The following is a 7,186-nucleotide window of genomic DNA, read 5'->3' as shown; positions in this document are numbered from 1 at the left end:
CCGAGCACGCCGACGCTGCCGGTGCCGGTCGCGATGTGCTCGACCGGCACCCCGAGGGTGTCGGCCAGGGCCTGGGTGAGCTCGGTGACGGCCATGTCGGGGTAGCGGTTGATCGCCGTGGCGGCGTCCTGCACGACCTTGAGCACGCTGGGCAGCGGCGGGTACGGGTTCTCGTTCGAGGAGACCTTGTAGGCCGTGATGCCCTCGCGCGGTGCTGCGGGCTTGCCGGGGACGTAGGCGGGCACCTGGGTGAGGGCGCTGCGCAGGTGGACCCCGCCCGCAGGCCGTCCGGCAGGGTTCGTGGCGTCGTTCATGGGCTCCTCGCTCATGGGGTCACTGTATGGGCTCGCTGTCGACGTGCCCGACCAGCCGCCGGCGCAGAGCAGGTGCTCCCACCAGGTCACGCGGCGATGCCAGGCCGCACTCGGGCCGGGCGGCGCACCCCTCAGTCGCCGTCGGGCAGGAGGAGGTTGAGGATCATCGACACCAGCGTGATGACGAGCGCGCCGAGCACGGAGTCCCAGAAGAAGTGCTCGACGTCGAAGTCGAGACCCAGGGCGTGCGAGAGGCCCGAGGTGAGCTCGAGCATGAGCGCGTTGACCACGAGGGTGAACAGGCCCAGCGTCAGGATGATGAAGGGCAGCGAGAACAGCATCGCGATCGGCTTGACGAACGCGTTGATGACACCGAACAGCAGGGCGACGAGCAGGATGGTCAGCAGCCGGTTGCTCAGCTGGTCGGCGTCCTCCCCGAGGTGGATGCCGGGAATGACGAGCGCCGCCACCCAGAGGGCGACGGCGTTGACACCGATCTTGATCGCGATGGACCTCATGGCGTCATGGTGGCAGAACGCCCACCGCCCCGCCCGGATTCGCGTCGGCCCGGGCGGGGCGCTGTGACCTGGTGCGTGGCGCCCGTGGGCCAGGCACCTGGGTGCGGGGTCAGACGTGCCGGCGGCTCGTGACCACCCGGAACCGGCTGGCGACGAAGGCGGCGTCGACGTAGGCCGCGTTGGCGGCCGGGTTGGCCCCCGTGCCGTGGTAGTCCGAGAACGCCGCGGTCTGGTTGACGAAGACCGGGCCGGTGAGGTTCTCCGAGAGGGCGACGCCCGCGTCGGCCGCCGCCTCGCGCGCCGCGTCGAGCACCCCCTCCTGCGTGGAGTAGACGGACGCGGTCATGGCGCCGTGCTCGCGGACCGTGTCACGGAACTGCGCCAGCGACTGCTGCGTCGACGCGGTGCCGATGAGGAAGGTCACCGGGCCGAAGCACTCCTGGGTGTAGACGTCCTCGCGGTTGGCGTCGAGCGCGACCAGGCCGGGCGCCTGCACCACCGCGTCGGGGTACGCCGGGTGGCTGACGCTGCGGGAGTCGAGCACGACCGTGCCCCCCGCCTCCTCGGCCAGGGCGGCGAGGCCGCGGGCGCTGGCCCGCACACCCTCGTTGACCGTGGCACCGAGCAGCTCGACGGCCCGGGCGTCGTCGCCGGTGAGCTTGGAGACGGCTGCCCCGAGGCGGGCGCCGAACTCCTCGAACGACAGGTGCCCCTCGTCGGTGTCGATGCCGTCGCGCGGGACGTAGATGTTCTGGGGGGTGGTGCACATCTGGCCGGAGTACAGCGCCAGGGAGAACGCCAGGTTGCCGAGGGTGCCGCGCAGGTTGTCGGTGGAGTCGACGACGACGGTGTTGACGCCGGCCTTCTCCGTGTAGACCAGCTGCCCCCGGGCGGCGCCGTTCTCCTCGAGCCAGGCGCCGAAGCCGGGCCCGCCGGTGTAGTCGATGATCCGCACCTCGTCGCGCTCGGCCAACGTCTTCGCCAGGCCCTCGCCGTCGGCCTCCGCGGCCAGCTGCACCAGCGCGGGGTCGAAGCCGGCCTCTCGCAGCACGGAGCGCGCGGCGTCGACGGAGATCGCGAGCGGCAGCACCGCGCGGGGGTGCGGCTTGACCACCACCGGGTTGCCGGTGACCAGCGACGCGAACAGGCCGGGGTAGCCGTTCCACGTCGGGAAGGTGTTGCAGCCGATGACCAGGGCGAGGCCGCGCGGCACGACCCGGTAGTCCTTCTGCATCCGGATCGAGGCGTCGCTGCCGTCCTTGGCGCGTCCGGGCTTGACCCAGAGCACCGACCCGGGGACCCGCTCCTGCTCGACGAGTCCGGCGACGATCGACTCCAGGGCGCGGTCCTGCGCGTGCGGTCCGGCCGCCTGGAACGCCATGACGAACGGCTGGCCGGTCGTGTGCATCACGGCGTTCGCGATCTCGAAGGAGCGTTGGTTGATGGCGTCGACGATCTCGAGGCAGACCGCGGCACGCACCCTGGCACCGGCGTCACGCCAGGCCGGGAGGGCGGCCTCGGCAGCGGCGATCGCACCGTCGACGTCGAGATGGGGGTAGGTGACGCCCAGGGCCGGGCCGTAGGGCGAGACCTCGTCGCCGACGGTCGTGCCGTCGCCGGGCTGGTCGGCCAGCGCGGCATACGGCTTCTGCAGGTGGGCCTCGTATGCCGCCGTGCCCCGCTCCGCGGCGCCCTCGCCGTAGACGCGGGGGGACGGGGACTCGGGGTAGCGCGAGTAGTACGAGCGGGCCGCCAGCGCGGCGGCGGCCTCGTCGAGCGCCGAGGAGTGCTTCTCGACCAGCGGGTGGGTGGGCGTCGTTGCCGTAGTCACGCGGCCATCGTAGCCACGGCCGTCTCACAGCCGGGCAGCGCGAATGCCACCATGTGTCACATGCCGACGCTGACGAGCCCGAGTCCGGACGACGTCCCCGTCGCGGTGGTGGGGGCGGGCGCCATGGGCGCCGGCATCGCCCAGGTCGCCGCGACTGCCGGGCACCCCGTGGCCCTCGTCGACGCAGCCACCGGCGCCGCCGAGGACGCCGTGGCCCGGATCATCGGGAGCCTGCAGCGCCTCGAGGCCAAGGGGAGGCTGAGCTCGGCGCAGCTCGAGGAGGTCGTCGAGCGGATCAGCACCGCCGACACCGTCGAGCGGCTGCCACGCTCCGCCCTGGTGGTCGAGGCGGTCCGCGAGGACCTCGCGACCAAGCGCGACCTCTTCGCCCGGCTCGCCCGGACGCAGCCCGCCGACGCCGTCCTTGCCACGAACACCTCCAGCCTCGACATCACGGCGATCGCGGACGGCATACCCGACCCCGCCCGGGTGATCGGGCTGCACTTCTTCAACCCGCCTCCCGTCATGCGCCTCGTCGAGGTCGTGCGCGGCGCGGAGTCGGGACGGGACGTCCTCGACGACGCGACGGAGCTCATGCGGGCCTGGGGCAAGTCGCCGGTGCGGTGCACGTCGACGCCGGGGTTCATCGTCAACCGCGTGGCACGGCCGTTCTACGGCGAGGCGCAGCGGATGCTCATGGCCGGCGTGGCCGACGCCGCCACCCTCGACGCAGCCCTGCGCTCGGCGGGCTTCCGGATGGGCCCGCTCGAGCTCACCGACTTCATCGGGCAGGACGTCAACCTCGCCGTCGGCACCAGCGTGTGGGAGCAGACCGACCGTGATCCCCGCTACGAGCCGACGTCGCTGCAGCAGGAGCTCGTCGCCGCCGGACACCTCGGCCGCAAGACCGGCCGGGGCGTGTACCGCTACGCCGCGGACGGCGCGGCCCTGGGCGCCGAGCCCGACGAGCAGCGCCTCGCCGAGCTGCTCGAGGGCCCCATCGAGACGAACCCGGTGGCACGCACCCTCGCCATGCTCGTCAACGAGGCGGTCGACCTCGTCCACCGCGGCGAGGCGACCGCCGCGGACGTCGACACGGCGATGACGCTCGGCACCAACTACCCGAAGGGCCCCATCGCCTGGGGACGGGAGATCGGGTATGCCGCCGTGGCGGACCAGCTCGCCGCCCTCGACCGCGCGTTCCCGGGGGGGCGCTACCGCCCGAGCCCGGCCCTGCGGGAGGGGCAGGACTGATGGGCTCCCTCGAGCACGTGCTCCGGATGTGGGCCGACGACGAGGCGTCCCGGGCGTTGGGCATGGACGCGACCGTCATCGAGCCCGACCATGCCGAGGTTCGCATGGTCGTCTCCGACGCCATGGTCAACGGCCACGACATCGCGCACGGCGGCTACATCTTCACCCTGGCGGACTCCGCGTTCGCGCTCGCGTGCAACAGCAGGGGCCAGACCACCGTGGCGGCCGGGGCCGACATCACGTTCGTGGCGGCGGCCCGGCGCGGCGACACCCTGGTGGCCGAGGCGCGGGTACGAACGGCCTACGGGCGCAGCGGCATCACGGATGTCACGGTCACCCGCGAGGAGGACGGAGCCGTCATCGCGGAGTTCCGCGGCCGGTCCCGGACCCTCAGCAGCCGGTAAAGACCGGACAAACCCGGGCAAAGTCTCGACTTCCATTGTCGGCCCCCGGCACCCCATACTGATCGGCGGCCCGGACGAGGGGGGCCTGGCCAGACCGTTTTGCCCGCACCACCCCAGGGAGACCTATGGGACGGCACACCGCCCCCAGGACCCGACGCAGGAGCGCCCTGCCCGTCGCGCGACCCGCAAGCCGTGGCACCGTCGTCGTGGCCGGCGTCGCTGCTGCCGCGCTGGCCGCCGTGCCCGTCACGATGCTGTGGCCCGACGCCACACCCCTCTCGGACTGCGGTCCGCGCACCCCGGTCACGATCTCGGTCGCCGAGCAGATCGTGGGCGTCGTGCGCGACGCAGCCGCCCGGGCCAGCGAGTCCGGAGCCTGCGCGGACTACGCGGTCCAGTCCGCGGCCCCCGCAGCCGTGGCCGCGGCGATCGCCGGAGGGGAGGGCCCGGACGCGTGGGTCTCGGACTCCACCCTGTGGCTGGAGCAGCTGCGGGCGGCCAAGCCCGACGAGGCGTGGACGGCCACCGAGTCGGTGGCGAGCAGCCCCATCGTCGTGGCCCTCCCCCAGCAGCACGCCGCGAGGGTCGGCTCGGCCAAGCCGCAGTGGCGGACGCTGCTCAGCGGCCCGATCCCGGTCCGGATGGCCGACCCCGAGGCCGACGCCACGGGTCGGCTCGCCCTGTTCACCGTGCACTCGGTCCTCGGGGACAAGAAGGCGACCCGGACCATCTCCGGTGGCACCATGATCCGCCTGTCACGCACGGCAGCGGGCTCGGAGTCGGAGCTCTTCGGCACCTACGCCCAGAAGCCGGCCGCGTCCCCGGCCTTCCCCGCCTCGGAGCAGGCGGTGGCGAGGTTCAACCACGAGAACCCCGACGCCTCGCTCGCCGCGGTGATCCCCGCGGAGGGCACGGCCGCCCTCGACTACCCCTGGGCGACCGCACCCGGGCTGATCCCGAAGAAGAAGGAGCTCGTCAACCGCGTGCTGGAGCAGGTGCGCTCCGAGCGGGGCGCCGAGGACCTCGCCGCAGCGGGGTTCCGGGCGCCGGGCGGCTCCGGGTCGCCGCGAGTCGCAGGCATCCCGAGCGGTCCGGTCCGCATGCTGAAGCCCCTGCCCGCCGCCGAGCGGGGGTCCGCGCTCGGCCTGTGGACCGCCGTCCGGACCGACATGAGGATGCTCGCCGTGATGGACGTGTCGGGGTCGATGCGGGCCATGGCGGGGACGCGGAGCCGCATCGAGCTCGCGCGCGCGGCCGCGGTGACGGCTCTCGACAGCTTCCCGCAGAGCTCGCAGGTGGGGCTCTGGGAGTTCTCCACCGACCGGGACGGCCCGGGCAAGGACTACCGGGAGCTCCAGCCGATCCGGACGCTGACGGCCAGGACCGGCGGTGGCACCCACAAGGACGCGCTGGGCAAGGAGTTCGCCCGCATGGTCGACACGGTGGAGGGCGACACCGGCCTGTACGACTCGCTCCTCGCGGCCTACCGCTCGGTCAAGGCCTCGTACCAGCCGGGCTACGTCAACTCCGTCGTCCTGATGACCGACGGTGTCAACGACGACCGCAGCGGCCTGTCGCTGCAGCAGCTCCTCAGCGCGCTCGAGGAGGAGAAGGACCCGAAGCGGCCTGTGCGGGTGGTCCTCGTGGGGCTCGGTGACCAGACGGACGCCAAGACCCTGGCCACCATCGCCAGGACCGCCGGCGGCGCCAGCTACGTGGCCAGGGACCCGAAGGACATCACGACCGTCTTCATCGAGGCGCTGATGACCCGCAACCGCTGAGCGGGCGGGCCAGTACGGTGTGCCCATGCGCGTTCTCGTCTCCGGCGGTGCCGGGTACATCGGATCCCACACCGTCGTCCAGCTCGTGGCCGCGGGCCATGACGTCGTCATCGTCGACAGCTTCGCGAACGCCAAGCCGACGGTGGTCAACCGGCTCGAGGCCCTGACGGGCAAGCACCTGCCCGTCCACGCCTTCGACCTGTGCGACGGCGACAAGACCGAGCACCTGTTCGCCCACGAGAAGATCGACGCCGTCATCCACTTCGCCGGCCTCAAGGCGGTCGGCGAGAGCGTCGAGAAGCCGCTGGAGTACTACGAGAACAACCTCGGGGCGACCTTCTCGCTGGTGCGGGCCATGCGGCGCCACCACGTGGACAAGCTGGTCTTCTCCTCGTCGGCGACCGTCTACGGCGCCGACGCACCGGTCCCCATGCGCGAGGACCTGCCCACCTCGGCGACCAACCCGTACGGCTGGACGAAGGTGATGATCGAGCAGATCCTGCGTGACGTCGCGGCGGCCGAGCCGAGCTGGCGGATCGCCCTGCTGCGGTACTTCAACCCGGTCGGTGCGCACGCCTCGGGAACGATCGGCGAGGACCCGCAGGGGATCCCCAACAACCTGATGCCCTTCATCGCCCAGGTCGCGGTCGGCAAGCTCGAGAAGCTGCGCGTGTTCGGCGACGACTACGACACCCCCGACGGCACGGCGCTGCGCGACTACATCCACGTCGAGGACCTCGCCGCCGGGCACCTCGCAGCCCTCAACCGGCTGGCCACGACCGACGATCCCGTCTCGACCTGGAACCTCGGCACCGGGCGGGGCACCAGCGTGCTGGAGGTGCTGCACGCGTTCGAGCGCGCCTGCGGCCACGAGCTCCCCTACGAGGTGGTCGGGCGGCGTCCCGGCGACATCGCCGCCTCGTATGCCGACCCGTCCCGCGCCGAGGCCGAGCTGGGCTGGCGTGCGACGAGGACCATCGACGACATGTGCGCCGACCAGTGGCGCTGGCAGAGCGCGAACCCGCAGGGCTACCTCGACTGAAGCGCGGCGCTGCCCGCGCAGGAACGAGCAGGGCGGGAGCAG

At 72.5% G+C, this 7,186-nt stretch carries 6 protein-coding genes and 1 pseudogene; 4 read left to right on the top strand and 3 right to left on the bottom strand.

Features of this window, described 5'->3' with window-relative positions; genetic code table 11:
- From VIB11_RS12475 to paaN, 3 genes and pseudogenes are all read right to left on the bottom strand, one after another.
- Nucleotides 1–329 (bottom strand): annotated as a pseudogene (locus VIB11_RS12475) (aminotransferase); the annotation flags it as partial.
- A 116-nt stretch (nucleotides 330–445) separates the two neighbouring features.
- On the bottom strand, nucleotides 446–832 hold the full coding sequence (locus VIB11_RS12470; protein WP_332031554.1) for a phage holin family protein: 387 nt from the start codon (nucleotides 830–832) through the stop codon (nucleotides 446–448).
- Nucleotides 833–941: 109 nt separating this feature from the next.
- On the bottom strand, nucleotides 942–2,663 hold the full coding sequence (paaN, locus tag VIB11_RS12465; RefSeq protein ID WP_332031553.1) for a phenylacetic acid degradation protein PaaN: 1,722 nt from the start codon (nucleotides 2,661–2,663) through the stop codon (nucleotides 942–944).
- A gap of 60 nt (nucleotides 2,664–2,723) precedes the next feature.
- Between paaN and VIB11_RS12460 the strand changes: the two genes are divergently transcribed.
- From VIB11_RS12460 to galE, 4 genes are all read left to right on the top strand, one after another.
- A complete protein-coding gene (locus VIB11_RS12460) occupies nucleotides 2,724–3,917 on the top strand; it encodes a 3-hydroxyacyl-CoA dehydrogenase NAD-binding domain-containing protein (RefSeq protein WP_332031552.1) in 1,194 nt (397 codons plus the stop codon).
- Nucleotides 3,917–4,321: a hydroxyphenylacetyl-CoA thioesterase PaaI gene (gene paaI, locus VIB11_RS12455; RefSeq protein ID WP_332031551.1), complete on the top strand. Its 405-nt coding sequence runs from the start codon at nucleotides 3,917–3,919 to the stop codon at nucleotides 4,319–4,321. Before VIB11_RS12460 ends, paaI begins: the two co-directional genes overlap by 1 nt.
- A 125-nt stretch (nucleotides 4,322–4,446) precedes the next feature.
- Complete coding sequence (locus VIB11_RS12450) at nucleotides 4,447–6,102, top strand: substrate-binding domain-containing protein (protein WP_332031550.1); 1,656 nt, start codon at nucleotides 4,447–4,449, stop codon at nucleotides 6,100–6,102.
- A gap of 25 nt (nucleotides 6,103–6,127) precedes the next feature.
- Nucleotides 6,128–7,144, top strand: a complete 1,017-nt coding sequence (galE, locus tag VIB11_RS12445) for a UDP-glucose 4-epimerase GalE (protein WP_332031549.1) — start codon at nucleotides 6,128–6,130, stop codon at nucleotides 7,142–7,144.
- Nucleotides 7,145–7,186: the final 42 nt, after the last annotated feature.

It is taken from the genome of Pedococcus sp. (genome assembly GCF_036554925.1).
Taxonomy (GTDB): Bacteria; Actinomycetota; Actinomycetes; order Actinomycetales; family Dermatophilaceae; genus Pedococcus_A.
The sequence above is the reverse complement of the archived record's forward strand: the minus strand, read 5'-3'. Positions and strand labels throughout refer to the sequence as shown.